26 protein-coding genes are annotated in these 26,300 nt (G+C 67.3%); 8 read left to right on the forward strand and 18 right to left on the reverse strand.

Annotated features, from left to right (window positions below; all coding sequences use genetic code 11):
- Nucleotides 1-109 precede the first annotated feature (109 nt).
- Nucleotides 110-814 carry a pyridoxamine 5'-phosphate oxidase family protein gene (locus QM841_RS30055; protein ID WP_283334806.1) on the forward strand — a complete coding sequence of 235 codons (705 nt, stop codon included), beginning with the start codon at nucleotides 110-112 and terminating at the stop codon, nucleotides 812-814.
- Here QM841_RS30055 and mutM read toward each other — a convergent pair.
- The 10 genes from mutM to QM841_RS30105 all read right to left on the reverse strand — a co-directional run bounded on the left by mutM (nucleotide 756) and on the right by QM841_RS30105 (nucleotide 12,760).
- On the reverse strand, nucleotides 756-1,634 hold the full coding sequence (mutM, locus tag QM841_RS30060) for a bifunctional DNA-formamidopyrimidine glycosylase/DNA-(apurinic or apyrimidinic site) lyase (protein WP_283334807.1): 879 nt from the start codon (nucleotides 1,632-1,634) through the stop codon (nucleotides 756-758). The genes QM841_RS30055 and mutM overlap by 59 nt on opposite strands.
- Nucleotides 1,627-2,385, reverse strand: coding sequence for a ribonuclease III (rnc, locus tag QM841_RS30065; RefSeq protein ID WP_283334808.1), 759 nt, complete (start codon nucleotides 2,383-2,385; stop codon nucleotides 1,627-1,629). Before rnc ends, mutM begins: the two co-directional genes overlap by 8 nt.
- A 19-nt stretch (nucleotides 2,386-2,404) precedes the next feature.
- On the reverse strand, nucleotides 2,405-2,587 hold the full coding sequence (gene rpmF, locus QM841_RS30070) for a 50S ribosomal protein L32 (RefSeq protein WP_005240446.1): 183 nt from the start codon (nucleotides 2,585-2,587) through the stop codon (nucleotides 2,405-2,407).
- Nucleotides 2,588-2,589: 2 nt separating this feature from the next.
- On the reverse strand, nucleotides 2,590-3,150 hold the full coding sequence (locus QM841_RS30075; RefSeq protein WP_009479706.1) for a YceD family protein: 561 nt from the start codon (nucleotides 3,148-3,150) through the stop codon (nucleotides 2,590-2,592).
- 158 nt (nucleotides 3,151-3,308) lie between these two features.
- Entirely contained in the window at nucleotides 3,309-4,082 is a 774-nt protein-coding gene (locus QM841_RS30080) for a DivIVA domain-containing protein (protein WP_283334844.1), read from the reverse strand.
- 108 nt (nucleotides 4,083-4,190) lie between these two features.
- The gene (gene coaD / locus QM841_RS30085; protein WP_283334809.1) at nucleotides 4,191-4,685 is read right to left on the reverse strand and encodes a pantetheine-phosphate adenylyltransferase; all 495 of its coding nucleotides are present in this window, start codon (nucleotides 4,683-4,685) and stop codon (nucleotides 4,191-4,193) included.
- Nucleotides 4,682-5,248: a 16S rRNA (guanine(966)-N(2))-methyltransferase RsmD gene (gene rsmD / locus QM841_RS30090; RefSeq protein ID WP_009479703.1), complete on the reverse strand. Its 567-nt coding sequence runs from the start codon at nucleotides 5,246-5,248 to the stop codon at nucleotides 4,682-4,684. Before rsmD ends, coaD begins: the two co-directional genes overlap by 4 nt.
- Nucleotides 5,245-8,649, reverse strand: a complete 3,405-nt coding sequence (locus QM841_RS30095) for a pyruvate carboxylase (protein WP_280781737.1) — start codon at nucleotides 8,647-8,649, stop codon at nucleotides 5,245-5,247. The genes rsmD and QM841_RS30095 overlap by 4 nt, the downstream gene beginning before the upstream one ends.
- Before the next feature lie 155 nt (nucleotides 8,650-8,804).
- Nucleotides 8,805-11,063, reverse strand: a complete 2,259-nt coding sequence (gene recG / locus QM841_RS30100) for an ATP-dependent DNA helicase RecG (RefSeq protein ID WP_283334810.1) — start codon at nucleotides 11,061-11,063, stop codon at nucleotides 8,805-8,807.
- Between the two features lie 8 nt (nucleotides 11,064-11,071).
- Nucleotides 11,072-12,760: a DAK2 domain-containing protein gene (locus tag QM841_RS30105; protein WP_283334845.1), complete on the reverse strand. Its 1,689-nt coding sequence runs from the start codon at nucleotides 12,758-12,760 to the stop codon at nucleotides 11,072-11,074.
- A gap of 235 nt (nucleotides 12,761-12,995) precedes the next feature.
- Here QM841_RS30105 and rpmB point away from each other — a divergent pair, with 235 nt between their 5' ends.
- Together rpmB and QM841_RS30115 are read left to right on the forward strand one after the other, a co-directional pair.
- On the forward strand, nucleotides 12,996-13,187 hold the full coding sequence (rpmB, locus tag QM841_RS30110) for a 50S ribosomal protein L28 (protein WP_005240429.1): 192 nt from the start codon (nucleotides 12,996-12,998) through the stop codon (nucleotides 13,185-13,187).
- 148 nt (nucleotides 13,188-13,335) lie between these two features.
- Complete coding sequence (locus QM841_RS30115; RefSeq protein WP_283334811.1) at nucleotides 13,336-14,124, forward strand: enoyl-CoA hydratase/isomerase family protein; 789 nt, start codon at nucleotides 13,336-13,338, stop codon at nucleotides 14,122-14,124.
- A gap of 45 nt (nucleotides 14,125-14,169) precedes the next feature.
- Here the strand turns inward: QM841_RS30115 and QM841_RS30120 are convergent, their stop codons facing one another.
- The 3 genes from QM841_RS30120 to QM841_RS30130 are packed head-to-tail and all read right to left on the reverse strand — an operon-like array spanning nucleotide 14,170 to nucleotide 16,286.
- Complete coding sequence (locus tag QM841_RS30120; RefSeq protein WP_283334812.1) at nucleotides 14,170-14,844, reverse strand: uracil-DNA glycosylase; 675 nt, start codon at nucleotides 14,842-14,844, stop codon at nucleotides 14,170-14,172.
- Nucleotides 14,844-15,365, reverse strand: coding sequence for a gamma carbonic anhydrase family protein (locus QM841_RS30125; RefSeq protein WP_037245490.1), 522 nt, complete (start codon nucleotides 15,363-15,365; stop codon nucleotides 14,844-14,846). Before QM841_RS30125 ends, QM841_RS30120 begins: the two co-directional genes overlap by 1 nt.
- 9 nt (nucleotides 15,366-15,374) lie before the next feature.
- Nucleotides 15,375-16,286 carry a thiamine-phosphate kinase gene (locus tag QM841_RS30130; RefSeq protein WP_502943296.1) on the reverse strand — a complete coding sequence of 304 codons (912 nt, stop codon included), beginning with the start codon at nucleotides 16,284-16,286 and terminating at the stop codon, nucleotides 15,375-15,377.
- Nucleotides 16,287-16,532: 246 nt separating this feature from the next.
- Between QM841_RS30130 and QM841_RS30135 the strand changes: the two genes are divergently transcribed.
- Together QM841_RS30135 and QM841_RS30140 are read left to right on the forward strand one after the other, a co-directional pair.
- Complete coding sequence (locus QM841_RS30135; RefSeq protein ID WP_283334813.1) at nucleotides 16,533-16,766, forward strand: Lrp/AsnC ligand binding domain-containing protein; 234 nt, start codon at nucleotides 16,533-16,535, stop codon at nucleotides 16,764-16,766.
- Nucleotides 16,767-16,768: 2 nt separating this feature from the next.
- Entirely contained in the window at nucleotides 16,769-17,365 is a 597-nt protein-coding gene (locus QM841_RS30140) for a DUF3515 domain-containing protein (protein WP_280781734.1), read from the forward strand.
- Nucleotides 17,366-17,384: 19 nt separating this feature from the next.
- On the opposite strand, the gene QM841_RS30145 is transcribed toward QM841_RS30140, so the two are convergent.
- The 3 genes from QM841_RS30145 to QM841_RS30155 all read right to left on the reverse strand — a co-directional run bounded on the left by QM841_RS30145 (nucleotide 17,385) and on the right by QM841_RS30155 (nucleotide 20,714).
- Nucleotides 17,385-18,491, reverse strand: coding sequence for a D-alanine--D-alanine ligase family protein (locus QM841_RS30145; protein ID WP_105413049.1), 1,107 nt, complete (start codon nucleotides 18,489-18,491; stop codon nucleotides 17,385-17,387).
- 95 nt (nucleotides 18,492-18,586) lie between these two features.
- The gene (locus tag QM841_RS30150) at nucleotides 18,587-19,711 is read right to left on the reverse strand and encodes a cystathionine gamma-lyase (protein WP_283334814.1); all 1,125 of its coding nucleotides are present in this window, start codon (nucleotides 19,709-19,711) and stop codon (nucleotides 18,587-18,589) included.
- A 4-nt stretch (nucleotides 19,712-19,715) separates the two neighbouring features.
- Complete coding sequence (locus tag QM841_RS30155) at nucleotides 19,716-20,714, reverse strand: NAD(P)H-dependent glycerol-3-phosphate dehydrogenase (RefSeq protein WP_009479691.1); 999 nt, start codon at nucleotides 20,712-20,714, stop codon at nucleotides 19,716-19,718.
- Nucleotides 20,715-20,863: 149 nt separating this feature from the next.
- On the opposite strand from QM841_RS30155, the gene cofC reads away from it, so the two are divergent.
- The 3 genes from cofC (at nucleotide 20,864) to QM841_RS30170 (ending at nucleotide 24,829) form a co-directional block, all read left to right on the forward strand.
- A complete protein-coding gene (cofC, locus tag QM841_RS30160; RefSeq protein ID WP_280781732.1) occupies nucleotides 20,864-21,586 on the forward strand; it encodes a 2-phospho-L-lactate guanylyltransferase in 723 nt (240 codons plus the stop codon).
- A gap of 68 nt (nucleotides 21,587-21,654) precedes the next feature.
- Entirely contained in the window at nucleotides 21,655-23,859 is a 2,205-nt protein-coding gene (locus QM841_RS30165; protein WP_283334815.1) for an RNA degradosome polyphosphate kinase, read from the forward strand.
- A gap of 34 nt (nucleotides 23,860-23,893) precedes the next feature.
- Nucleotides 23,894-24,829 carry an NUDIX hydrolase gene (locus tag QM841_RS30170; RefSeq protein ID WP_283334816.1) on the forward strand — a complete coding sequence of 312 codons (936 nt, stop codon included), beginning with the start codon at nucleotides 23,894-23,896 and terminating at the stop codon, nucleotides 24,827-24,829.
- A gap of 102 nt (nucleotides 24,830-24,931) precedes the next feature.
- On the opposite strand, the gene QM841_RS30175 is transcribed toward QM841_RS30170, so the two are convergent.
- Nucleotides 24,932-25,534, reverse strand: a complete 603-nt coding sequence (locus QM841_RS30175; protein WP_283334817.1) for an HU family DNA-binding protein — start codon at nucleotides 25,532-25,534, stop codon at nucleotides 24,932-24,934.
- 157 nt (nucleotides 25,535-25,691) lie between these two features.
- On the reverse strand, nucleotides 25,692-26,300 hold the full coding sequence (gene leuD / locus QM841_RS30180; RefSeq protein ID WP_005240402.1) for a 3-isopropylmalate dehydratase small subunit: 609 nt from the start codon (nucleotides 26,298-26,300) through the stop codon (nucleotides 25,692-25,694).

Genomic DNA, 26,300 nt, shown 5'->3' on the forward strand with positions numbered 1-26,300 from the left:
GGTGGGTGGGCGGCAGTGGTTTCCACACAATTGTGAACGAGGATTCTCAGCAGAGGGAACCGGTGGGCCGTAGGGTGAACCGACCAATGACGCCGAGACGTAGCGGGGAATGCAGATGGGCCAGATCGGTAGTGCGGGAGAGCGCGGGCTTCAGTCCGAGTACGGCACCGAGGATCGTGCCGCCAAGTTCTACTCGGATCAGATGCTGGACCATCTCAATCCGACGATGATCGAGTTCGTCGGCCGCCAGGAGATCGCCTTCATCGCCACCGCCGACGCGTCCGGCGAATGCGACAACAGTCTGCGCGCCGGGACACCGGGATTCATGCACGTCATCGACTCGAAGACCCTCGCGTATCCGGAGTACCGCGGCAACGGCGTCATGGCGAGCCTCGGCAACATCCGGGAAAACCCGCACGTCGGAATCATTCTCGTGGACTTCGTGCAGGACCTCATCGGACTGCACGTGAACGGCTCGGCCCGGATCGTCGAAGACCCGGTCCTGCGCTCCGAGATCGCAGATCTGCCTGCGGACCACACGAACGGCCGGATCCCGGAACGCTGGGTGGTCGTGGACGTCGAGGAGGCATACATCCACTGTCGCAAGCACATTCCGAGAATGGCACCGGTCCCCCGCCACCGCGAGTGGGGCACCGACGACGTGAAACGCAAGGGCGGCGACTACTTCGACGCCAAGGCGACACCGCGCCACGACAGCGACGGTCAGCTCTCCGAGGAGCCCGCGACCGCCGAACTCACACAGACGATTTCGCCGGGCTTCTCCGTGGTGCCGGCTGGCACTTCGGGCAACTGAACGACGAGCGGTTCATGAATTTCTCTCGCCTGATCGCGGTGCCGCACCGCGGGCACGGGCGATCCTCCTGACCGTAGGCGGACAGCGAACGGTCGAAATAGCCCGACTCGCCGTTGACGTTCACGTAGAGCGCGTCGAAGGACGTGCCGCCCTGAGTGAGCGCCTCACGCATGACCTCCTGGGCGGCCGTGAGCACTTCACGGACCTTGGGACCACTCAGCCTGTCGGTGAGCCGATTTCCGTGGATCTGTGCGCGCCACAGCGCCTCGTCCGCATAGATGTTGCCGATGCCGGAGACGACGGTCTGGTCCAGAAGCGCACGTTTGATCTCGGTGTGCTTGCCGCGCACGACCTTCACGGTGGCCGCGAGGTCGAAACGCGGATCCAGTGGGTCACGGGCGATGTGCGCCACCGAGTCCGGCACGAGCGAGCCGTCGACGTCGACGAGCGGCGCCAGCGCCCAGCCCCCGAACGTCCGCTGGTCGACGAACCGGAGGTCGAGACCGGAATCGAGCCGGGCCCGGATCCGCAAATGCTTCTCGGTCGGCAATTCCGGTGGCTGCACGAGCATTTGACCACTCATGCCGAGATGCACCACGAGAGCGACCGTGCTGGGTTCGAGGACCAGCCACAGATACTTTCCACGACGGTCGGCGCTCGCGATACGTTCGCCGGTGAGCTGTCCGGCGAGGTCGGCGGCGCCGGGCAGATGACGCCTGATCGCACGTGGGTGCAGGATGTCGACGGAATCGATCGACGCCCCCACGATGTGGCGTTCGAGTCCGCGCCGGACCACCTCGACTTCGGGTAGTTCAGGCACTGACGTCGTCGGCCGCTACGTCGGGGCCTGCGTCGGACAACGCATTCCACGCCGTGCTCGCAGCCTTCTGCTCGGCCTCTTTCTTGGAGCGGCCGATACCGACGCCGAGGGGCTTGCCGCCGACGATCACGGTGGCGGTGAATTCCTTGTCGTGGTCCGGGCCGGTCGCGGTGATCTCGTACGCCGGGACACCGATGCCACGCTCCGCCGTCAACTCCTGCAGACTCGTCTTCCAGTCCAGACCCGCGCCGAGGCGAGGGGCTCGCTGGAGAAGGTCGCTGAAGAGGTCGAGTACGACGCGTCGCGCCGTGTCGATGCCGTGCTCGAGGTGGATGGCGCCGAGAATCGACTCCATGCCGTCCGCCAGGATGCTCGGCTTGTCACGGCCACCGGTCATCTCCTCGCCCTTACCGAGCAGAAGATGGGCACCGAGGCCGCCCTCACCGAGTGTGCGGGCCACCTCCGCGAGCGCGTGCATGTTGACGATGCTCGCCCGGATCTTCGCGAGGTCGCCCTCGGACTTGTCCGGATGCGCAAGGTACAGCTTCTCGGTGACGGTGACTCCGAGCACGGAGTCACCGAGGAATTCGAGACGCTCGTTGGTGGGCAGACCACCGTTCTCGTACGCATACGAGCGGTGCGTCAACGCCAGGGTGAGCAGTGAAGGCTCGATTTCTACGCCGAGGGCGGCGAGGAGGGAAGCATGGTCCTCCTCGCCGCCGGCGGGTGTATTACTGATGTCGCTCGTCACAACGCCTCTCCGCGGAGAACTAGACGGCGGCAGTGACCTGGCGGCCCTTGTATGTGCCACACGACGGGCACGCGACGTGGGGCAGCGTCTTCTCGCCGCAGCCACGGTTGGGGCAGGTGACGAGGGTAGGCACAGTGGTCTTCCACTGGCTGCGACGCGACCTCGTGTTGGATCGCGACATTCTGCGCTTGGGGACAGCCACTTCTACTTCTCCTCGGCTTCGGTGTTCACAAGATTCTTGCTGGGTTCTGATTCCACGCCAAATTTGGCTGCAAGACCAGCCCAGCGAGGATCAAGTATGTCATGCCCATGGCCAGATTCGGCAATCGCCAGGCGAACGCCACATTCTGGGCACAATCCTTGGCAGTCGTCACTGCAGAGCGGCTGCAACGGCAGTGCGAGGCCGACGGCGTCGATCACGACGGGTTCGAGGTCGATCTCGTCGTCGACGACGTGATAGACCTCCCCCTCCTCCGTGGTCTCTTCCGTGGCACTGTCCGGGTAAGCGAACAGCTCCGTGAGAGTCAGGTCCACCGTGTCCGAGAACGGCTCGAGACATCTCGAGCACTCCCCCACGGTGTCGGCTCGCAACGAACCGGTGACCAGAACCCCCTCGGATACGGCCTCCAACCGGAGATCGAGATCGATCTCCGATCCTTCCTCGATGGCGATCAGGTCGAGACCGATGCGCTGTGGCGCCGTCACCACCCGTTCCACGGTGCGCATCGAACCGGGACGACGGCCGAGTTTGACCGTGTCCAGCACAAAGTCCGCGTCCCGTCGGGAACGCGATGAGCTGTGGCGATGGGATGACAACAAACTTCACTTTCGAGAAAAGGGAAACGACAAAGGGCAACCACTCCACGATACGCAATCTGCGCGGTGGAGCCAAATTCGGTCGAGGGCGCCGGCCTGGCGGTGGCTCAGCGGCGACGCTCGGCCCGGCGGTCGTCGACGTCGTAGTCCGAGGCGTAATCGGGGACACCTGAACCGGTCCGCAACTGCTGACGTCCCCGGCCCACGGACCGGACGGTGCCGTTCAGGAAGTCCTCGAATTCCGCGAGCTTCGTGTCGACGTACAGATCGCAGTCCGAGCGGAGACGATCCGATTCGGCGTGCGCGGAGTCGATCACCCGGGCCGACTCGGCGTGCGCCGCCTGGACGACCTCCGTCTGCGAGACGAGGCGCGCCTGCTCGGCCGTGCCCTCCGCGACGGACCTCTCGTAGGACGCCTTGCCCGACTCGATCATGCGCTCGGCTTCGGACCGCGCACGACCCGTCAGTGCGTCGTATTCGCGCTGGCCTTCCGCGACGGACGACTCGGCCTCGGCGCGCGCGTCGGTGACCAATTGCTCGGCGTGCGCGCGGGCCTCGGCGACCATCCGGTCGGCCTGCGCCTTCGCGTCCGCCAGAATGCGGTCGGCGTCGTCTCGCGCGTTCTCGATGGTGGAGTTCGCCTCGGCGTTGGCGCTGGAGATGGTCTTCTCCGCGTTGGACCGGGCGTCCCCCACCAGTTTGTCCTTGTGGTCCAGGACGTCCTGGGCGTCGTCGAGTTCACCGGGAATGGCATCGCGCACGTCGTCGAGCAGTTCGAGGACGTCGCCGCGCGGAACCACGCAGCCGGCGGTCATCGGTACGCCGCGTGCCTCTTCGACAATTGCGACAAGTTCGTCGAGCGCCTCGAATACCCGGTACACAAGCAACCCCAATCATCCATGACCCTCAGCAGGTCGGCGCAGCCTTCTTCGTGCAAGTCTGCCCGACCGGACGCCGCGGGTGTGTCGTGGCAGCCGGTGTGTCGGGTATCAGCTGCTCTCGGCGGCGCGCTCGGCGATCCTCGCGAGAAGACGGGTGTGCACCTTCTCGGGCAGCATGTCGGAGACGTCGCCGCCGAACGTGGCCACTTCCTTCACGAGCGAACTCGACAGGTAGCTGTAGGTGGGGTTGGTCGGGATGAAGAGGGTGTCGACGCCACTGAGCTTCTGGTTCATCTGCGCCATCTGCAGCTCGTAGTCGAAGTCGTTGGCGCCGCGCAGGCCCTTGACGATCGCTGTGATCCCTTGCTGCTTGGCGTAATCCACGAGCAGGCCGTGCCACGAGGACACCCGCACGTTGGGCAGCTCACTGGTCGAGTCTTCGAGCATCTCGATGCGCTCCTCGACGGTGAACAGGCCACGTTTGCTCTTGTTGACCATGACCGTCACGATGACCTCGTCGAACTGCGCGGCAGCTCTGCCGATCACGTCAAGGTGGCCATTGGTCACGGGGTCGAAGGATCCGGGGCAGACAGCGCCAGTCATGAGTCCAGACCGTAGCAGGTCGCCAATTCGATTCTCGCCTCGCCGTACTTCTTCGCTTTGACGGGCGCGAAGCCCTCGGGCCACGCCGTCTCGGGTGACCTCGACGACCTCTCGAGCACCACGATCGAGCCGTCGCCGACCCAGCCGTTGACCCGGAGGTGGCCGAGCACCGTCTGTACCGCCTCGTCGTCGACGGCGTACGGCGGATCCGCCATCACCAGGTCGTACGGCCGGTCGGCGGTGCCCGCGAGCACCGCGGCCACCGGAGCGCCGCGCACTTCCGCGCCCGGCAGACCGACCGTCGTCACGTTGTGCTTGATGATGCCCGCCGCTTTCGAGTCGGACTCGACGAGGACGACGCGGTCCGCACCCCGGGAGAGCGCCTCCAGGCCGAGCGCCCCCGACCCCGCGTAGAGGTCGAGGACGGACGCGCCTTCGAGGTCCATCCGGCTGTGCAGTGCGCTGAACAATGCCTCGCGGACCCGGTCCGAGGTGGGCCGGGTCCCGCTCGGCGGGACCCGCAGGCGTCGACCGCCCGCGAGTCCCGCGATGATCCGAGTCACTCGCTCGCGGACTCCCCTGTCGACACGACGGCGAGGAGGTCGCCGCCCTCCACCTGCTGGACCGATCCGATGGCCAGCCGGGAGACCGTGCCACTTCGCGGGGCGGTGATAGCCGCTTCCATCTTCATGGCCTCGATGGTCGCGATCGTGTCGCCGGCGGCGATGTGCTGACCCTCGGTCACGGCGAGGGTCACCACACCGGCGAACGGCGCCGGCACGTGGCCGGGGTTGTTCTTGTCGGCCTTCTCCGCGGCCGGGAGCTCACTGGAGATGGACCGGTCACGCACCGACACCGGACGCAGCTGCCCGTTGAGGATGCACATGACGGTGCGGTATCCCCGCTCGTCGGGTTCGGAGATGGCCTCGAGCCCGATGATCAGCTCGACACCCTGTGCGAGGCGGACCCGGTGCTCGTCGCCGCGACGCAGGCCGTAGAAGAACTGGTTCGCCGAGAGCTGCGACGTGTCGCCGTACTTGTCCCGGTGCTCGAGGAATTCCTTCGTCGGGCCGGGGAACAGCAACCGGTTGAGCGTCGCCCGTCGTTCCGCGGACGTGCCGGAGAGTGCCTTCTCGTCGTCCGCGGACAGAGCCACCTCGGGCTTGGCGGCTCCGCGACCTTCGAGGGCCCGGGTGCGGAACGGTTCGGGCCAGCCGCCGGGCGGGGTGCCCAGTTCGCCGCGCAGGAACCCGACCACCGAATCGGGGATGTCGAACTTCGCCGGGTTCTCCTTGAATTCCTCGGTGGACGCTCCGGATCCGACGAGGTGCAGGGCGAGGTCGCCGACCACCTTCGACGACGGGGTGACCTTGACCAGGCGGCCGAGCATCCGGTCGGCGGCCGCGTACTTGGCCTCGACCTCCTCGAACTTGTCACCGAGACCGAGCGCCACGGCCTGGGTGCGCAGGTTCGACAGCTGACCGCCGGGGATCTCGTGCGTGTAGACACGTCCGGTCGGGGCAGGCAGCCCGGACTCGAACGGCTTGTACACCTTGCGCAGCGCCTCCCAGTACGGCTCGAGGTCGCACACGGCCTGCAGGTCCAGGCCGGTGTCGTGCTCGGAGTGCGCGGCCGCGGCCACGATCGCCGACAACGCAGGCTGGCTGGTGGTGCCCGCCATCGCGGCCGAGGCACCGTCGACCGCATCCGCGCCTGCCTGCCATGCGGCCAGGTACGTCGCGAGCTGACCACCCGGGGTGTCGTGGGTGTGCACGTGCACGGGCAGGTCGAAGTTCTTGCGTAGCGCCGTCACCAGGGTGGTGGCGGCGGGGGCGCGGAGCAGTCCGGCCATGTCCTTGATCGCGATGATGTGCGCACCGGCCTCGACGATCTCCTCCGCCAGGCGCAGGTAGTAGTCGAGGGTGTACAGCTTCTCGTTCGGGTTCGACAGGTCGCCGGTGTAGGACAGGGCGACCTCGGCGAGTGCGGTGCCGGTCTCGCGGACGGCGTCGATGGCCGGCCGCATCTGGTCGACGTTGTTGAGGGCGTCGAAGATGCGGAAGATGTCGATGCCGCTGTTGGTGGCCTCCTCGACGAACGCCCGCGTCACCTTCTCCGGGTACGGGGTGTAGCCGACGGTGTTCCGTCCGCGCAGCAGCATCTGCAAACAGATGTTCGGCACGGCCTCGCGCAGAGCGGCCAGCCGGTACCAGGGGTCCTCGTGCAGGAACCGCAGCGCCACGTCGTAGGTCGCACCGCCCCACGCCTCAATGGACAGCAGCTCGGGGGTCAGCCGGGCGACGTGCCCGGCGACGTCGAGCAGACCGCTGGTCCGCACGCGGGTCGCGAGGAGTGACTGGTGTGCGTCACGGAACGTGGTCTCGGTGACGGCGAGGGCCTTCTGCTCCCGCAGCGCCTTGGCGAATCCCTCCGGCCCGAGGGCGAGCAGCTTCTGACGGCTGCCGTCCGGCGGCGGGGTGGACAGGTCGATCTGGGGCAGCTTGTCGCGCGGGTACACCGCCGACGGCCGCTCGCCGTGCGGCTTGTTGACCGTCACGTCGGCGAGGTAGGTGAGGATCTTGGTGCCACGGTCGGCGGAGCTGCGCAGCGTGAGCAGCTGGGGGCGCTCCTCGATGAAGGACGTGGTGACCCGGCCGGCCTTGAAATCGGGGTCGTCGAGCACCGCCTGCAGGAACGGGATGTTCGTCGACACACCGCGGATGCGGAACTCGGTGACCGCGCGGCGGGCCCGGGCGACGGCGGTTTCGAAGTCGCGGCCGCGGCAGGTGAGCTTGACGAGCATCGAATCGAAGTACGCGGAGACCTCTGCCCCGACCGACGTTCCGCCGTCGAGGCGGATACCGGCACCACCCGGGGTGCGGTAGCCGGTGATCCGACCGGTGTCCGGGCGGAATCCGTTGGCGGGGTCCTCGGTGGTGATGCGGCACTGCAGCGCCGCGCCGCGCAGCGTGATCTTGTCCTGGCTCAGGCCCAGGTCCGCGAGGGTCTCCCCCGACGCGATCCGCAGCTGCGACTGCACGAGGTCGACGTCCGTGACCTCTTCGGTGACGGTGTGCTCGACCTGGATGCGAGGGTTCATCTCGATGAAGACGTGGTTGCCGCGGGTGTCGAGGAGGAATTCGACGGTGCCCGCACAGGAGTAGTTGATCTCCTTCGCGAACGCCACCGCGTCCGCGCAGATCTTCGCCCGCAGCTCTTCCGAGAGGTTCGGGGCAGGCGCGAGCTCGATCACCTTCTGGTGGCGGCGCTGCAGCGAGCAGTCCCGCTCGAACAGGTGGATGACGTTGCCCTGACCGTCGGCCAGGATCTGGACCTCGATGTGACGCGGGTCGACGACGGCCTGTTCGAGGAATACCGTCGGGTCGCCGAAGGCCGACTCGGCCTCACGGGCGGCGGCCTCGATGGACTCCTTGAGCTGAGCCCGCTCGGCGACGCGGCGCATGCCGCGGCCACCGCCGCCGGCAACGGCCTTCACGAACAGCGGGAACTGCATGGTCTCGGCCGCGGCCAGCAGCTCGTCCACATCGGCGGACGGCTCCGACGACGCCAGCACCGGCAGACCGGCGGCCTTCGCCGCGGCGATCGCACGCGCCTTGTTGCCGGTGAGCTCGAGCACCTCGGCGGAGGGACCCACGAACGTGATGCCCGCCTCGGCGCACGCGGCGGCGAGATCCGGGTTCTCGGAAAGGAAGCCGTAGCCGGGGTAGATGGCGTCGGCGCCTGCCTGCTTGGCCGCGGAGACGATCTCGTCGACGGAGAGGTACGCCCGAACCGGGTGTCCCTCCTCGCCGATCTGATAACTCTCATCAGCCTTCAGACGGTGGATCGAGTTCCGATCCTCGTACGGGAACACCGCAACCGTTCCAGCACCTAGTTCGTAGGCGGCACGGAAAGCGCGGATCGCAATTTCGCCACGGTTGGCGACCAGGACTTTGGAGAACATTGGAGCAAACTACCCCGCCGCGGACGGCCGCGGAGAAGTGGCATCCCACATTTCAGGATCCTACACAAACTTCACAAAGACCCCCCTGACGTGTGCGAATTCTGCAACAGACCCGAAACAGACGAGCGAAGATTTACGTGAAGCGAAGTAAGTTCTCACGTTTTCTCCAGATACTCGATGCGGTCCGCGTCGAGCGCCGAGGTCACCATCGCCGACAGCCCGGGATGGTTTTCGAGGCGCGGATCGTCCGCGATGACCGAACGCGCGAACTCGGACGCCGCAGCGATGACGTCCTCGTGGCCGAGCAGCGACAACAGCCGCAACGTGGACGTCGTTCCCGACTGCGCCGCACCGAGAATGTCGCCCTCGCGGCGGGTGGCGAGGTCGAGTTGCGCAAGTTCGAAACCGTCGTTGGTCGACGCCACGTTCGACAATCGCTCGTAGGCGGGACCGCCCGGATTCATCTCGGTGACGAGAATGCACAGGCCCTGGTGTTTGCCACGGCCGACGCGTCCGCGCAGCTGGTGGAGCTGACTCACACCGAAACGGTCCGCGTCGACGATCACCATGATCGTCGCGTTCGGGACGTCGACGCCGACCTCGACGACCGTGGTGCACACCAGGACGTCGATGTCGCCGGCCGTGAAGTCGCGCATCACCGCGTCCTTCTCGTCCGCGGGAAGCCGGCCGTGCAGCAGACCCACCCGCAGGTCCGGCATGATGCTGCCACTCAACTCCTCGTACACCTCGACGGCAGACTTCGTCTCGGGTGCCTTCTCGTCGAACGCGTCCTCGCCGTCGCCCTTCTCGCCGTCGCCGATGCGCGAGCACACGACGTACGCCTGCCTCCCCTCGGCCACGTCCTCGCGGATCCGTTCCCACGCGCGCGCGACCCACTGCGGCTTCTGGGACGCGGGTACCACACTGCTCTTGATCGGCGACCTGCCCTTCGGCAGCTGCCGCAGCGTCGACACCTCCAGATCGCCGAGCACCGTCATCGCGATGGTGCGGGGAATCGGCGTCGCCGTCATCACCAGCAGGTGCGGGCTCAGACCCTCCCGCGCCCGCGACCGCAGCCGATCGCGCTGCTCGACACCGAACCGGTGCTGCTCGTCGACCACCACCATCCCGAGGTTGAAGAACTCGACGTTGTCCTGGATGAGGGCGTGGGTGCCGATGACGATCCCGGCGTCGCCGGTGATCGCCTCGTTCAGAGCCGTGCGTTTGGCGGCGACCGGCATCGACCCCGTCAGCAGCGCCACCCGTGTGGCCTTCTCGTGCGCCCCGAGTTCCCCGGCGGTCGCGAGGGAGCCGAGCATCGCCCGCAGCGACCGGGCGTGCTGCGTCGCGAGCACCTCGGTCGGGGCGAGCAGGGCGCACTGGTAGCCGGCGTCGACCACCTGGAGCATGGCGCGCAGGGCCACGATCGTCTTACCGGAACCCACCTCCCCCTGCAGCAGCCTGCTCATCGGGTGCGGCTGCGCCAAATCGGCGGAGATCTCGTCGGCGACCGTGTGCTGACCCTCGGTGAGCTGGAAGGGAAGCATCTTCTCGAACACGTCGGCAATCCCGCCGGGCACCGGCAGGCACTCGGGCGCGACTCGCTCGGCGTTGTCGTGGCGGCGACGGGCGAGAACCAGCTGCAGCGCCGTCGCCTCGTCGAACCGGAGACGGTCGTGGGCGTTCTCCACGTCCTCACGCGTGTCGGGCAGGTGGACCGACCGGAGGGCTTCGTCGAGGCCGATCAGCTCGCGTTCGGCCCGGATGTTCTCCGGCAGGGGGTCGTCGACGTGATCGAGCTGGTCCAGGATCTGGCGGACACATTTCATGATCGTCCAGCTCTCGACGTCCCGGGTGGCCGGATAGAGCGGGATCAGCGCCCGGTCGAACACGGACATGTCGACCCCGGCACCGGCTTCCTGCGACGCCCGGGCGATTCCCGCGAGATCCCCGGCACCGCGGATCCGGCCGACGTTCACGACGGGGTCCTCGCTGCCGGCCCGCGGCTCGGGAAGGATGAGGTAGCTCGGGTGGGTGAGGCTCCACTTCTGGCGGAAGTACTTGACCGTTCCCGAGAACATCGCGCGCACACCGGGCTTGATCACGTGCTTGACCTTCTGCGGGCTGAAGAAGGTGACGTCCACGTTCTGGGTGTCGGTGGACAGGACCACCTTGAGCATGCTGCCCGGCCGGTTCTTCATCTTCACGACGGCCGCGGACGTAACCCGGGCGATGATCGTGATGTGCTCGCCCTCCGGCGGGTCCTTCTCCGCGAGCTCACGGCCCTGCGAGGCGTACCGGTGCGGGTAGTGCCGCAGCAGGTCCTCGACCGTGCGGATGTCGAACGCCTCCTCGAGCGCGTCGGCGGTCTTCTTTCCCAGCAGATGATCGAGCCGGTCGGACAATGTGGCCATCGAATTCCTCATTCCACCCCGAGTTGCAACAGATCTCCAGGTTGTCCACCGTGGTAGATCATCACCTCGACGCCGGGGTGCCGCTGCGAGATGTGATCGGCCAGTTCCGTGTCCAGCCCGTCCGGCGCCTCCGACCCCATCAGGAGCGTCACCAGTTCGCCACCCGCGCCGAGGACGAGGTCGACGAGTCGCCGTCCGGCCGCGACCGCGTCCGGTTCGATGACGATCACCTCGTGACCCATCAGTCCGATGCCGTCTCCCGGTTCGCACGTGCCCACATAGGTGAGGGCCCGTTCCCTGGCGATGCGCAGCGATCCCCAGCGGGTCGCTGCGGCGGCCTCCGACATCGCGAAGGCGTCGTCCACCGCCTCACGCTCGGGGTCGTGCACCGCCAGGGACGCGAGTCCCTGCACCATCGCGGACGTCGCGAGCAGCAGGACTTCGTGCCGGGCGTCCCTTGCCGCGGCACTGACCGCGACGAGTTCCTGGGCCGTCAGCGCACCGTTGGGGAGGACGAGCACCTCGGTGCGTCCCATCTGCCTGATGATGCCGAGGAGCTGGGCCCGGGTGACGGGGGCGTCGTCGCATCGGAGGACTGTCGCGCCTTCGCTGGCGAACAGTTCGGCGGCGCCGTCGCCGGCCACGACGGCGACGATTCCCCGCTCCCCCTGATCCGGCCGGGTCCGGACCGGGGGAAAGAGCAACCCCTGGTCCCGCGCATCCACGAGGAAGCTGCTGACCCGGATTCCGTGGATGCGTCCCGCCGAGAGGCCGGCCTCCACTGCTGCGCCCGCGTCCGTGCAGTGCACGTGGACCGACCAGCCTCCGCCGCCGTCGCCGACGATCACGATCGAGTCCCCGAGGGCGTTCAGCGTGGTGCGCAACTCCGCGATGCGGTCCTCGTCGGACTCCGCGACCAGGTACATCACCTCGAAGTCCTGATCCGAACCCTCGTCGCATTCGGGTCCGGGTCCCGGATGCGCGTGCGGGCGCTGCGACGCGGGCGGCGCGGAAACAGGGACGAGCTCTGCGCGATGCGTGGACGGGGTGCGGCGCGGAACGTGGAGCGCGATCGGTGCGCGATCGGGCGGTGCCCCCGTCACCGCTGTGACGAGAGCGTCGAGGATCACGACGAGGCCGAGTCCTCCCGCATCGACGACGCCTGCGGTGCCGAGCACCTCGAGTTGCGACGGCGTCCTGGTGAGCGCGGACGCCGCCGCGTCCGCGGCTGCGCGGGCCGTGACTGCGATCGGCGCCTCGTCCGGAAACTCCGCCGCGGCGTCGGCGGCACAGCGCAACACGGTGACGATGGTCCCCTCCACGAGGTAGCTCACCGCGTCCGTCACCAGGTTGGTGGCCATCAGCAGCCCGGTCCGGACCGTCCTTGTGTCGACGGCGGGGGTGACGGCTGCTTCCGCAATCCCTCGCAGCACCTGGGACAAGATCACGCCGGAGTTCCCGCGCGCGCCGGCGACCGCGCCCCGAGCCAGGGCGATGGCCACCTGCCGGACGTCCTTGGTGCCGCTGCCCGCGTACTCGTCGATCGCACCCAGCGCCGCACGCATCGTGAACAGCAGATTGGTACCCGTGTCGGAGTCCGGGATCGGAAAGACGTTGAGGCTGTTGATCTCCTCGCACCGCTTTTCCAGACCCGCGACGGCGGTCCGCGCCCACGATTCGAGGACTCGCCCGTCCATCGGGAGCTCAGGGGCCACTGTCGTCCTCTCCGGCCAGGGAATGGGAAGGTGCCGTCAGACTAGTCGGGGGACGATGATCGGGCCCGCGGTCCGAGCCCTTCGGGACCGGGTTTGGCCAATCCGCACTCGAGCGGCTACTCTTACACGGTTGCCTCGTACAGGGCGCGCTTGCTGTGCCCTGTCTCCACGAGGCCAGCAAATTTCACAGTTCACTATCTTGAAGGAGTTCGCGACTATGGCTGCCGTCTGCGACGTATGCGCCAAGGGGCCCGGCTTCGGTAAGTCGGTCTCGCACTCGCACCGGCGTACCAACCGTCGCTGGAACCCGAACATTCAGACTGTTCGTGCCGAGGTTGCCCCCGGAAACACCCGGAAGGTCAACGTCTGCACCTCCTGCCTGAAGGCTGGAAAGGTTGCTCGGGGCTGACCCGACGCTGCGTGCGATGTCACTGCGCCCCCGACACTTCGGTGTCGGGGGCGCAGTTTTTTGTGTCGCCACACCCGTCCGATTCGGCATCGTCGCAGCGCATCGGGGCACGTCGGGCACCGGCAGGGGCCCAACGTAAGGTGCAACGGTGACTTCTCTCGATGGACTCAGCAAAGTACAGCTCGAAGACGGCGTCCTGCGCATCACGATCGCGACGGCGGAGAACGGCACCTCACTGGACGGCGAGGGCATGGTGCAGGGCGCGCGGGCACTCGAAGCGGTCGGTGACCGAATCGGCAGCGTCCTTCTCGTCGGGGAGGGCCCGAACTTCTGTGCGGGCGGCAACGTCCACGCCTTCGCCTCCGCGCCGGTGCGAAGCAAATACGTCGCCGAGGTGGCGCGCGTGTTCCACGAATTCGTTCGTGCGCTCGACGCCGTGACCGTTCCGGTGATCGCCGGTGTTCACGGGTGGGCGGCGGGCGCCGGCATGAGCCTTGTCTGCCTCACGGACGTCGCCATCGGCGGCCCGGGGACCAAGCTGCGCCCGGCCTACCCGTCCATCGGCTTCACCCCGGACGGCGGCATGTCCTGGACCCTCCCGCGCATCGTCGGCGACGCCCGCGCGCGCGAGATCTTGATCACCGATGCCGTTCTCAGCGGCGACGAGGCCGTCCGCCTGGGCATCCTCAGCCGCCTCGTCGGCGACGACGTCGTCCAGGACGAGGCCCTTCGACTCGCCCGCACCCTCGCTGCCGGCCCGACGCCGTCCTACTCGGGGATCAAGACGCTCGTGCGCGCCTCCCGATATCGCTCGCTCGCCGAGCAACTCGACGCGGAGGCCGTGTCGATCGCCACCGCAGCCGACAGCCCGGTGGGACGCGAGGGCGTCGACGCCTTCGTCGAGAAACGGCGTGCCGATTTCTCGTCTGTGCAGTAGAGGAACGTGCCGCCTTCTCGTCTGTGCAGTAGGGGAATTCGCCGTTTACGGCAGCTGCCAGTTCACCGGTTCGGCGCCCAGGCCGTCGAGGAGTTCGTTCGCGCGGCTGAACGGCCGCGAACCGAAGAATCCGCGCGACGCGGACAGCGGTGAGGGGTGCGCCGATTCGATCGTCGGCACGTCGCCGAGCATCGGTTTCAACGTGGACGCGTCCCGGCCCCACAGAATTGCGACGAGGGGTTCGGGGCGCGCCACGAGAGCGCGAATGGCCTGCTCGGTCACCGCCTCCCAGCCCTTCTTCCGGTGCGAGGCCGGGAGTCCGGGCTGCACGGTGAGGACCCTGTTCAGCAGAAGCACTCCCTGACGTGACCACGGGGTGAGGTCCCCGGTGGTGGGCGTCTCGTAGCCGAGGTCCTTGCTGTATTCGGTGAAGATGTTGCCGAGGCTGCGTGGCACGGGGCGCACATCCGGAGCCACCGAGAAGCTGAGACCGACCGCGTGACCGGGTGTGGGATACGGGTCCTGACCCACGATCAGGACCTTGACCTCGGAGAATGGGTGGGTGAACGCTCTCAGGACGTTCTCTCCGGCGGGAAGGTAGTCACGCCCATCGGCGATTTCCGCGCGCAGGAACTCGCCCATCTCCGTGATCCGTCCGGACACCGGTTCGAGTGCGTCTGCCCATCCGGCCTCGACGAGGTCCGCCAGCGGCGCCGCCATCAGTCGAGCCTGCGCAGCGAGTCGCGGTAGTAGGCCGCGTTCGCGGCGTACATCTTCACGTTCATCTCGAGGTGCCCCTCGGGAACCTCGTAGCCCTGCCGGATCTTCGCGGGGACGCCGAGCGCCATGCTCCGCGGCGGAACCTCGAACTTGAACGGAACGACGGCGCCGGCTCCGACGACCGAACCGGCACCGATGACCGAACCGTTGAGAACGATCGATCCGGAGGCGATCAGGCAGTGGTCGCCGATCGTGGATCCCTCGATGTGCGCCGCGTGACCGACGACGCACCCCGAGCCGATGACGGTGGGATCGATCATCGTGCAATGGATCACGGTGCCGTCCTGGATGTTCGTGTCGGCGCCGACGGTGATGGTGCCGTAGTCGGCGCGGAGCACGGCCTGCGGCCACACCGAGGTGCCTGCCGCCAGGGTCACGTTCCCGATCACCACGGCGTCGGGATGGACGTAGGCGTCCGGATGGATGTCGGGTTCGCGGTCCCCGAGCGCGTAGATAGCCATGCGTGCAACCTATACCGAGAAACTCTGCCAGCCGCCGGCCCCCGGCCAGGTCTCGCCGTCCACCGAGATGCCGGACCCGTCGTGCACCGCGCCGATCCCGGTCCACCCCGCCGGGAGCGGGACGCCAGCGGGGAAGGTGGCGGCGAAACCGTGGTCCTCTCCCCCGGTGAGCACCCATTCCCAGTGGTCGACGCCGAGAGCCTTCGCTGCCGCCACCAGTTCGGGTGAGACAGCCAGGTCGGATCGGGTGAGGGACATTCCGACGCCGGAGGCGTCACAGATGTGACCGAGATCGGCGAGGAGTCCGTCGGAGATGTCGGTCATTGCGTGGGCGCCCCCGTCCGCGGCGGCCCAGGCGGCGGAATACGGCGGGGTGGGGACCCGATGCGCGGCGAGCAGGTCCGGGAAATCCGAGGACCCGCCGAGCAGCAGCGCGAAACCGGCCGCCGACCGGCCGAGTTCGCCGGCCACCGCGACGACGTCGCCGGGCCGCGCGCCCGACCGCCGGATCGGGCTCCTGCCACCCAGATCACCGAGGACGGTGACGGAAATCACGATCTGCCCGGCCTGCACGAGATCACCGCCCACGACGCCGGCCCCGAGTTCCTCGGCGCCTTCCCCGATTGCCGCCGAGATGCCGTCCGCCACGTCGATCGACGTGTCCGGCGGGAGACCGAGGGAGACGAGGAAGGCCGTGGGCCGCGCCCCCATCGCCGCGACGTCGGCCGCATTCTGCGCCACCGCCTTGTGGCCCACGTCGCGTGGTGACGACCAGTCGAGCCGAAAATGCCTGTCCTGCACCAGCATGTCGGCGGACACCGCCACCCGGCCGTCGTCCGCCCGGACGAGGGCAGCGTCGTCACCGGGGCCGATCAGCGTGGACGGCGGCTGCACCCGGCCGTCCACCGCTCGGCCGATCACGGCGAACTCGCCGACGTCGGCGACGGTGAGGGGCGGGTTCGGGTCCGGGGAATCCGTCGGTGTGATGGTGTGCCTCCAGTGTCGGGTGGCCCGTGCAGCGGCTGTGGGCCCGGTCGACGGAATGTGCGACTGCGGTACCTTTTAGCTGTTGCCGGAACTTCTCGGCACGTGACCGATCAGCGCGCCGAAGCACCCGCGACTCTACCGAGATCATGCGGCGCGGAGCAGGGAAGGGCCGGAGCGAGAGTGCAAGCGTTCATCCTGATCCAGACCGAAGTCGGCAAGGCTGCGGCGATCGCGACCGAGATCGCGAAGATCACCGGAGTCCGGACCGCCGAGGACGTGGTCGGACCGTATGACGTCATCGTGCGGGTGTCCGCTGACGAGGTCGCTCCCGTCGTCGAGGAGATCCGTCACGTCTCCGGCATCACCCGCACCCTGACCTGCGACGTCCCCGAAAAGTCTGCGAACAAGAACTGAGCATGTCCGACCTCGAACCCGAACAGAGCACACCTGCCGGCAACTCCGACCCGGTCCCCGCGGAGCGGCGCAATCCCGCGCTCATCGCGACGGCCGTGGCGCTTCCCGTGGCCCTGGTCATCGGCATCGTCGTCGCGGCGGTGTTCGCCGGGCGGAACCCGGTGAAGGAACCGGTGTCGCTGGGGCCGGTGCCCGCGCCCGCATCCGGCTCCGCGGAGTGCGCCACCCTGATGGCGGGCCTCCCCGACGCGCTGGGCGACTACACGCGCGCCGAACTCACCGAGCCCGCACCCGAGGCGACTGCCGCGTGGCAGCCGGCCGAGGGTGAACCACTCGTCCTGCGTTGCGGTCTGGACCGTCCCGCGGAGTTCGATCAGGCTTCGGCGCTGCAGGTGATCGACGGAGTTCAGTGGTTCGAGATCTCGGGTGCGAGCGCCGGAATCGACGCGAGCAGCTATTTCGCGGTCGACCGCGGCGTGTACATCGGACTCACGGTTCCCACCGGGGTGGGACCGACGCCGCTTCAGGACATTTCCGGCGCGGTGTCGCAGGCATTGCCGCAGAAGCCGCTCGATCCGGCGCCCGTGGCGAATCCCTGAGCGCCGGACCTCGGTTTCTCTAGCGCAGGCCGATGCCGCGCGCGAGGGCCGTGTCGACCAGGGTCGAGACGAGGGTGCCGTAGTCGACACCAACCGCACCCCACATGCGCGGGTACATCGAGATCGACGTGAATCCCGGCATCGTGTTGATCTCGTTGATGACCGGGCCGTCCTCGGTCACGAAGAAGTCGACCCGCGCGAGACCCTGGCAGTCGAGCGCGGAGAACGCGCGCACCGCGAGTTCGCGGATCTCTTCGCTGACCGCTTCGTCGAGTTTCGCGGGCACGTCGAACTCGCACACGTCGTCGAGGTATTTGCTGTCGAAGTCGTAGAACGCCTCGTCGTCGCCTGCGCCTTCCGGCATCCGGATCTCGGCGATGACGCTGGCCCGCACGTCGCCGTCCGGGAACTCGAGGACTCCGCACTCGACCTCGCGGCCGACGATCCCCGATTCGACGATCACCTTCGGGTCGTGCAGGCGGGCGTGGGCGATGGCGTCGTCGAGCGCGGCCCACTCGGCCACCCGGGTGATACCGATCGACGATCCGCCGCGGGCCGGCTTCACGAACACCGGGAGGTGGAGGCGGGACTTCTGTTCGTCGGTCAGTGTGGCGGTGCCCGGACGCAGGACGACCTGGAACCCGATGGGCAGGCCTTCCGCGGCGAGCAGCTTCTTCGTGAATTCCTTGTCCATACCGGCGGCGCTGGCGAGTACGCCGGGACCGACGTACGGGACACCTGCGAGTTCGAGCAGGCCCTGGATCGTGCCGTCCTCGCCGTAGGCGCCGTGCAGGACGGGGAAGACGACGTCGACCGAGGCCAGGATCTTGCCCGCTTCGCCGTCGTCGAGTGCGACGAGGTCGCCGGACCGCGTCGGGTCGGCGGTGAGGGCCAGTGCGGACCCGTCGGCGTCGACGCTGGGCAGTGCCCTGCCGCGGATGGACAGCGTTTCGGGGTCGGTGGAGCCGAGGACCCACGAGCCCTCGGTGGTGATGCCGATCGGCACTACCTCGTACCGTTCCGGGTCGAGATTCCTCAGGACGCTTCCGGCCGACACACAGGACACGGAATGCTCGTTGCTGCGGCCACCGAAGATGACGGCTACCCGGGTACGCGGTTTACTCACGACACAGACCGTACCGTCGTCGCGACACGCTCACCGCACCCACCTCTCCTCATATTTCCTTCGCCGACCTCACGACACGGTGGGCGGCCCCGCACTCACAACGCGGACAGCGCTCTCTCGAGATCGGCGACGAGGTCTTCGGTGTCCTCGATTCCGCACGAGATCCGCACGAACCCCTCGGGTACGGGGTCTCCCCACCGGGCCCGGCGGTCGGCGCTGGTGTGGATGCCGCCGAAGCTCGTCGCAGGCACGAGGAGCTCACTTCCGGCCACGAGTCGGTGGAACTGTTCGGCGGAGTCCACCTCGAAGCTCACCAGCCCGCCGAATCGACGCATCTGACCGGCGGCGACGGCGTGCGCAGGATCTCCGGGCAGACCCGGATAACGGACGCGGTGGGCCGCCGGGTGTGACTCGAGCAGGACCGCGAGGGCCAGGGCGTTGGCGCATTGACGCTCGAATCGCAGACCGGCCGTCCCGAGACTCCGGTGGGCGAGCCACGTCTCGAACGGCCCCAGCACCGTGCCCGACAGGGCCCTCTCGCGTTCCATCCCGGCCAGGAAGTCGGCGTCCGACGCGGCGATGTACCCCATGAGGAGATCACTGTGACCGCTCAAAGTCTTTGTGCCGCTGGCGACTACCACGTCGGCTCCGAGTTCGAGCGGTTGCTGGCCGAGCGGCGTTGCGGTCGTGTTGTCCACCACGAGAACAGCGCCCGCGTTCGCGCACTGCTCGGACACGGCGCGCAGATCCACCACGTCGAGCGAGGGGTTGGCCGGAGTCTCGGCCACCACCACCGTCGTCCCCTCGGCGGACGCCAGCAGTGCGGCGGCCGCCTCGCCGGCCATCTCGGCGGTCCTCAGTTCGTGCACGGTGATGCCCATCGGCTCCAGGCGCTCCCGCGCGTACGCGCGCACCTGGTAGTAGCCGTCAGACGGAACGACCACGGTGTCGCCGGCGGTGAGCAGACTCCTCAGCACGACGGTGACCGCCGACATCCCGGAGCCGACGACGAGCGCGCCCGCGGCGCCCTCGAGCGTCGCCAGCGCCGATTCGAGGTCGCGCCAGCCCGGATTGGAGGCACGCGCGTAGGTGTCGGACTCGGTTCCCTCGTCCGCGCTCAGCTGATACGGCGCTGCGAAAACCGGCCCCCTCTGCATCGGCGATCCGGGAACATTTTCTGCGGCAACAGCTTTGACGCAGCGGGTGGAATCACCACTCACGAGCTCACTCCGGCTTCGTGCGACGGCCGAGCAGCTGACCGATCGCGTCCTGCACCACGACGCCCTCGTGGCACACCCGGTGCACGGCATCGGTGAGCGGCATCTCGACGTCGTAACTGGCCGCGAGAGCCCGCACGGACGAGCACGATTTCACACCCTCGGCGACCTGACCGTGAGTGGCCGCCTGGGCACTCTCGATCGAACCACCCTGACCGAGGCGTTCACCGAAGGACCGATTGCGCGACAGGGGCGACGTGCACGTCGCAACCAGATCGCCCACTCCCGCGAGACCCGCGAGGGTGGCAGGTTTCGCACCGAGGGCCACTCCCAGCCGGATGATCTCGGCGAGACCGCGAGTGATGATGCTCGCAATCGTGTTCTCTCCCAGACCGATTCCCGATGCCATACCGCAGGCGAGGGCGATGACGTTCTTGCAGGCGCCACCGATCTCGCACCCGATGACGTCCGAATTCGTGTACGGACGGAAGTATCCGGTGGCCGAGGCCTTCTGCAGTTCCAGTGCCCGCGTCGAATCCGTGCACGCGACGACCGTCGCCGCCGGTTGACCGATCGCGATCTCCCGGGCCAGATTGGGCCCGGACAGCACGGCGACACGTCCCGGGTCTGCGCCGGTGACCTGGATGATCACCTGACTCATCCGCATGAGGGTGCCGGTTTCGATGCCCTTGGCGAGGCTCAGCAGGGTGGCGTCCTCGGGGATCATCGGACTCCAGACCTGCAGATTGTCGCGCAGGGACTGCGACGGCACCGCGAGGACGACGATGTCGGCGCCATCGAGTGCGGCCCGCGCGTCGTCGGTGGCGGTCAACGACGGAGGCAGGGCGATGCCCGGCAAGTAGTCCGCGTTCTCGTGCCGCGACACGATCGATTCGGCGACCTCAGCGCGTCGCGCCCACATGGTGACATCGGTCCCGGCGTCGGCCAGGACCTTCGCAAATGCAGTCCCCCATGAACCCGCTCCCAGTACCGCAGCCTTGCTCACACAGCCCCCTCGTCGTTCGTTACCCGATGCGTCGCCCACAGTATTGCCGATGCCGAGGTCGAGCGCCGCCCCGCTACCGAACTCGTTCGCTGCTCAGCGGCGACCGGGCGTCCGGAGCACCGCCCCGCGCGGGCTGGCAAGATATCCGCATGAGCACAGCGACCCGATCCGTGGCGCCGCGCGCGCACGTACTCGTCGCCGTGAAGGAACTCCACGCGGCCAAGACGCGGCTGTCGGGCGTCTTCGACACGGCCGACCGCACCGGACTGGTCCTGTCGATGCTGCGCGACACCCTGGCCGTCGTCAGCGACGTCGCGACGGTCGTCGGTGTCACCGTGGTCACGCCGGATCCCGCGGTGGCGCGGCTCGCGCGCAGTGTCGGCGCGCACGTCTACGCGGACCCCGCACCCGTTTCCGCCGAGGATCGGCCGGACGAGGGCGGCACCGAGCACAGCCTCAATGCGGCGCTGTCGGCGGCGGCCGAGCACGTCCGCCGCAACGAGCGGGGAGTCGACGTCGTCGCACTGCAGGCCGACCTTCCGTCTCTGCGCGGAGGCGAATTCGGTGAAGCACTCGCCGCAGCGAGAACCGGTGGCAGGTCGGTCGTCGTCGATCATCACGGCACCGGAACCGCCGCACTGTTCTCCTGCGACCCGGAGATTCCGCTCGATCCCCGGTTCGGACCGGGATCGGCGAAGCGGCATCTCGAGTCCGGGGCGCGGCCCCTCGACGGGCACTGGCCCGGTCTGCGAACCGACGTCGACACCGCCGACGATCTCGATGCCGCGCAGGCTCTCGGCGTCGGACCTGCGACGCGTGCCGCCCTCGACGCTCTCGAACACACCGCCCCCTCGCGCTGCGGAAACGAGTAGGTCGCGCACGCCGTGTGAATTTGCCCCATCGATTGTCGGCGGCCGAATTCTCGAGGGATGATCGTGGGGTGAGTAACCGAGAAGCACTCGACCAGCAGACCGACGTCGACGGAAAGAACGGAACCCGCGACGACATCGTCACGGCCAATCCCACGAACGTTCCGATGGCGCCACCCGCTGCGACGAGTGCCCTCACGAGCGCGCTGACCGACGGACTCCCCGAAGATCGTTACCTGAACCGCGAACTCAGTTGGCTCGATTTCAATGCCCGGGTTCTCGCCCTCGCCGAGGACACGTCGCTGCCGTTGCTCGAGCGCGCCAAGTTCCTCGCCATCTTCGCGTCCAATCTCGACGAGTTCTTCATGGTCCGCGTGGCCGGACTCAAGCGCCGCGACGAGACCGGGCTGTCCGTGCGGTCCGCCGACGGTCTCTCCCCCCGCGAACAGCTCTCGCTGATCGCAACCCGGACCCAGGAGATCTCGGAGAAGGCCGCACGGGTCTTCCTCGACTCCGTTCGTCCCGCGCTTGCCGCCGAAGGGATCTCCATCATCGGATGGGACGATCTCACCGACGACGACCGCGAGCGCCTGTCGGTGCATTTCCAGGACCAGATCTTCCCCGTGCTCACTCCGCTCGCAGTCGACCACGCCCACCCGTTCCCGTACATCAGCGGTCTGAGTCTCAACCTCGCGGTGACGGTGAAGGATGCGGTGACCGGTGGCGAACACTTTGCGAGGGTCAAGGTTCCGGACAACGTGGGCCGGTTCGTCCGCGTCCGCCGCGACGAAACGCCCTCCTCCATCGACGCGTTCCTGCCCCTGGAAGATCTGATCTCCGCTCACCTCGACATGCTGTTCCCGGGCATGGAGATCGTGGAGCACCATGCATTCCGGATCACGCGCAACGCCGATTTCGAGGTCGAAGAAGACCGCGACGAGGATCTTCTGCAGGCCCTCGAGCGTGAGTTGGCCCGCCGCCGCTTCGGTTCACCGGTGCGACTCGAGGTCGCGGACGACATGACCGAGCACATGCTCGAACTTCTCCTGCGCGAACTCGACGTCGATCCCGGCGACGTCATCCAGGTACCCGGACTGCTGGATCTGTCGTGCCTCTGGCAGGTGTATGCGGTCGACAGGCCCGCCCTCAAGGACGCACCGTTCGTCCCGGCAACGCATCCGGCGTTCGGCGAGAGAGAAACACCCAAGAGCGTCTTCTCCACCCTCCGCGACGGCGACGTCCTGGTCCACCACCCGTACGACTCGTTCTCCACGAGCGTCCAGCGCTTCATCGAACAGGCCGCGGCCGACCCCCAGGTTCTGGCGATCAAGCAGACGCTCTACCGCACTTCGGGCGACTCCCCCATCGTCGACGCATTGATCACCGCCGCCGAGGCGGGCAAACAGGTTGTGGCACTGGTCGAGATCAAGGCGCGATTCGACGAGCAGGCGAACATCAAGTGGGCCCGCAAGCTCGAACACGCGGGTGTGCACGTGGTGTACGGACTCGTCGGGCTCAAGACGCACTGCAAGACGTGTCTCGTGGTCCGTCGCGAAGGGTCCACCATCCGGCGTTACTGCCACATCGGTACCGGCAACTACAACCCGAAGACCGCCCGGCTGTACGAAGACATCGGCCTCCTCACCGCCGCACCCGAGATCGGCGCAGACCTCACCGACCTGTTCAATTCCCTCACCGGCTACTCGCGGAAGACGCAGTACCGCAACCTGCTCGTCGCGCCGTACGGTGTGCGCCGGGGAATCATCGAGCGGATCGACGGTGAGATCGCGCACAAACTGCGGGGCGAGGACTCCGGAATCCTGCTGAAGGCCAACGCCTTGGTCGACGAACAGGTGATCGACTCGCTCTACCGCGCGTCCCGGGCCGGTGTGCCCGTCGAAATCGTCGTGCGTGGCATCTGCGCCCTCAAACCCGGAGTCCCCGGGCTGAGTGAGAACATCCACGTCCGGTCGATTCTCGGACGATTCCTCGAGCATTCCCGGGTGTTCCATTTCCGCGGCGCCGACGAATACTGGATCGGCAGCGCAGACATGATGCACCGCAACCTCGACCGACGCGTCGAGGTCATGGCGCAGGTGAAAGACCCTCGACTCACCGCTCAGATAGCCGAGATCGTCGATTCCGCGCTCGATCCCGTCACGCGATGCTGGGTGCTCGGGTCCGACGGCCGGTGGGTTCCGTCGCCTGCCCACGGCGAGGAGGTTCGCGACCACCAGGAGGCCATGATGCGCAAACGAATGGGCACCGGATCCTGATCGCGGCGAGTCCGCGGCAGAAGGAAGGAACTCGGTGAGCAGTTCACCCGGCAAACCGGTCAAAGCCAATATCTTCGCTGCGGGGGCAGTGCTGTGGCGAAAGTCTCCCCGCAATCCCGACGAGATCGAGATCGCGCTCATTCACCGGCCCAAATACGAGGACTGGTCATTTCCGAAGGGAAAGCTCGACCCCGGAGAGACCGCAGTGGTGGCCGCATTGCGTGAGGTGGAAGAAGAGACGGGTATTCGCGGGCGCCTCGGCCGGCATCTGGGCGCGTTGACATATCCGATTCCGGGCCATCGCCGATTGAAACGAGTCGAATACTGGGCGGCAGAAGCCCGCGCCGGTGAATTCGTCTCCAACAGTGAAGTGGACGAGATGCGGTGGCTTCCCGTCTCCGAGGTGGCCGATCAGCTGTCGTATCCCATGGATCGCAAGATGCTCCGCCGATTCACGGCTCAGCCACCCGACACCGCGACCGTGCTCCTGGTCCGGCACGCCAAGGCTGGAAGCCGGAAGCGATACAAGGGCGACGACACCACCCGGCCCCTGGATGCGAACGGCCTACTCCAGGCCGAGACGCTCGTCCCGCAGCTCGAAGCGTTCGGGGCCACCGACATCACGTCGGCCGACCGGACGCGGTGCACACAGACGGTCGAGCCGCTGGCGCGCGCGCTGGACACGACCGTCCGGTTGGATCCGCTGCTGTCCGAGGAGAGTTACACCGCCGACCCGGTGGCCACCCGCACGCGGGTCCGCAAGATCGCCGCTCTCGGCGGAGTTCAGGTGATCTGCAGTCAGGGAGGCGTCATTCCCGATCTGCTCGACTGGTGGGCGGAGAACGACGGCATCACACTTCCCCCGGCGCGGAACAGGAAGGCGAGCACCTGGGTGCTCTCGCTGTCCGGCGGCAAACTCATCGCCGCCGACCACATCGACAGTCCCCTGCCTCCCACTCGGAAGGACTGAGCCCCACCGGCCAGAGTTCACCGGGAGGCCAGGAAACACGGACAGGCGCCAACCCCCAGGGTCGGCGCCTGTCTGTGTTCGGGCAGTCCCGTGTGCGCTGTATTACTTGGCGCGCTTCGCGGGAGCCTTCTTTGCTGCGGTCTTCTTGGCTGCCGTGGTCTTGGCCGGAGCCTTCTTGGCTGCAGTCTTCTTGGCTGCGGTCTTGGCCGGAGCCACCTTCTTCGCGACGGTCTTCTTCGCGGCCGTAGTCTTGGCCGGAGCCTTCTTGGCAGCAGTCTTCTTCGCGGCCGTGGTCTTGGCCGGAGCTGCCTTCTTGGCTGCAGTCTTCTTGGCAGCCGTCTTCTTGGCAGCAGCCTTCTTGGCAGCAGCCTTGGTGGCGGGCGCCGCTGCGCCGCGCTTGACTGCCGGACCGGTGGCCGGAAGCTTCTGGCCGCCAGCGATAACCGCCTTGAACTGAGCGCCCGGACGGAACGCCGGCACCGACGTCGGCTTGACCTTGACGGTCTCACCCGTGCGCGGGTTGCGTGCGACACGTGCCGCGCGACGACGCTGCTCGAAGACACCGAAACCGGTGATGGTCACGCTGTCGCCGCGGTGCACTGCCCGGACGATCGTGTCCACGACATGCTCGACAGCTTCCGTTGCCGTGCGCCTGTCCGTGCCCAGTTTCTCGGTCAGAACATCGATGAGCTCTGCCTTATTCATTGAAATTCCTCCGCGAACTAATGGTCCATCATCGGACCGACTACGAACTACGGTAAACCTGAATACCGCAGGAGTCTATGTGCCACGCCAATTCTCATACAACGCGGCACCATTCTCAGGAACTTATTATCTGGCAGACAGGCTCCGATTCCAACTTTCAGTCGGCCGGAGTGGGCTCCGGAAGAGTCGCAGGTTTCCAAGAAGGCCTTGACTTTTCGAACTCGGAAATGGCTTCTACCTGCCGTAATGTCAATCCGATGTCGTCCAGACCCTCGATCAGACGCCACCGTGTGTAGTCATCAATCGCAAAGGGCACCACGGTGGTTCCGGCCGTCACAGTCTTGTTCTCGAGGTCGACAATCAATTCGAGACCGGGTTGCTCGTCGAGCAGTTTCCAGAGCAGTTCGACGTCCGACTGGGCCACCTGAGCCGCCAGCAGACCGGCCTTGCCGGCGTTGCCGCGGAAGATGTCGGCGAAGCGAGAGGCGATCACGACCCGAAATCCGAAGTCGGATAGCGCCCACACGGCGTGCTCCCGGGAGGAGCCCGTGCCGAAATCGGGCCCGGCCACGAGAACACTGCCCTTGTCGTACGGGGCGACGTTCAGAACGAAGTTCGGATCGTTCCGCCACGCGGCGAACAGGCCGTCCTCGAAACCGGTGCGGGTCACTCGTTTCAGGTAGACCGCCGGAATGATCTGGTCCGTGTCCACGTTGGATCGCCGCAGCGGAACGCCGATACCTTTGTGTGTGCTAAAGGATTCCAT

Source organism: Rhodococcus sp. IEGM 1307, from assembly GCF_030056915.1.
Taxonomy (GTDB): Bacteria; Actinomycetota; Actinomycetes; order Mycobacteriales; family Mycobacteriaceae; genus Rhodococcus_F; species Rhodococcus_F opacus_D.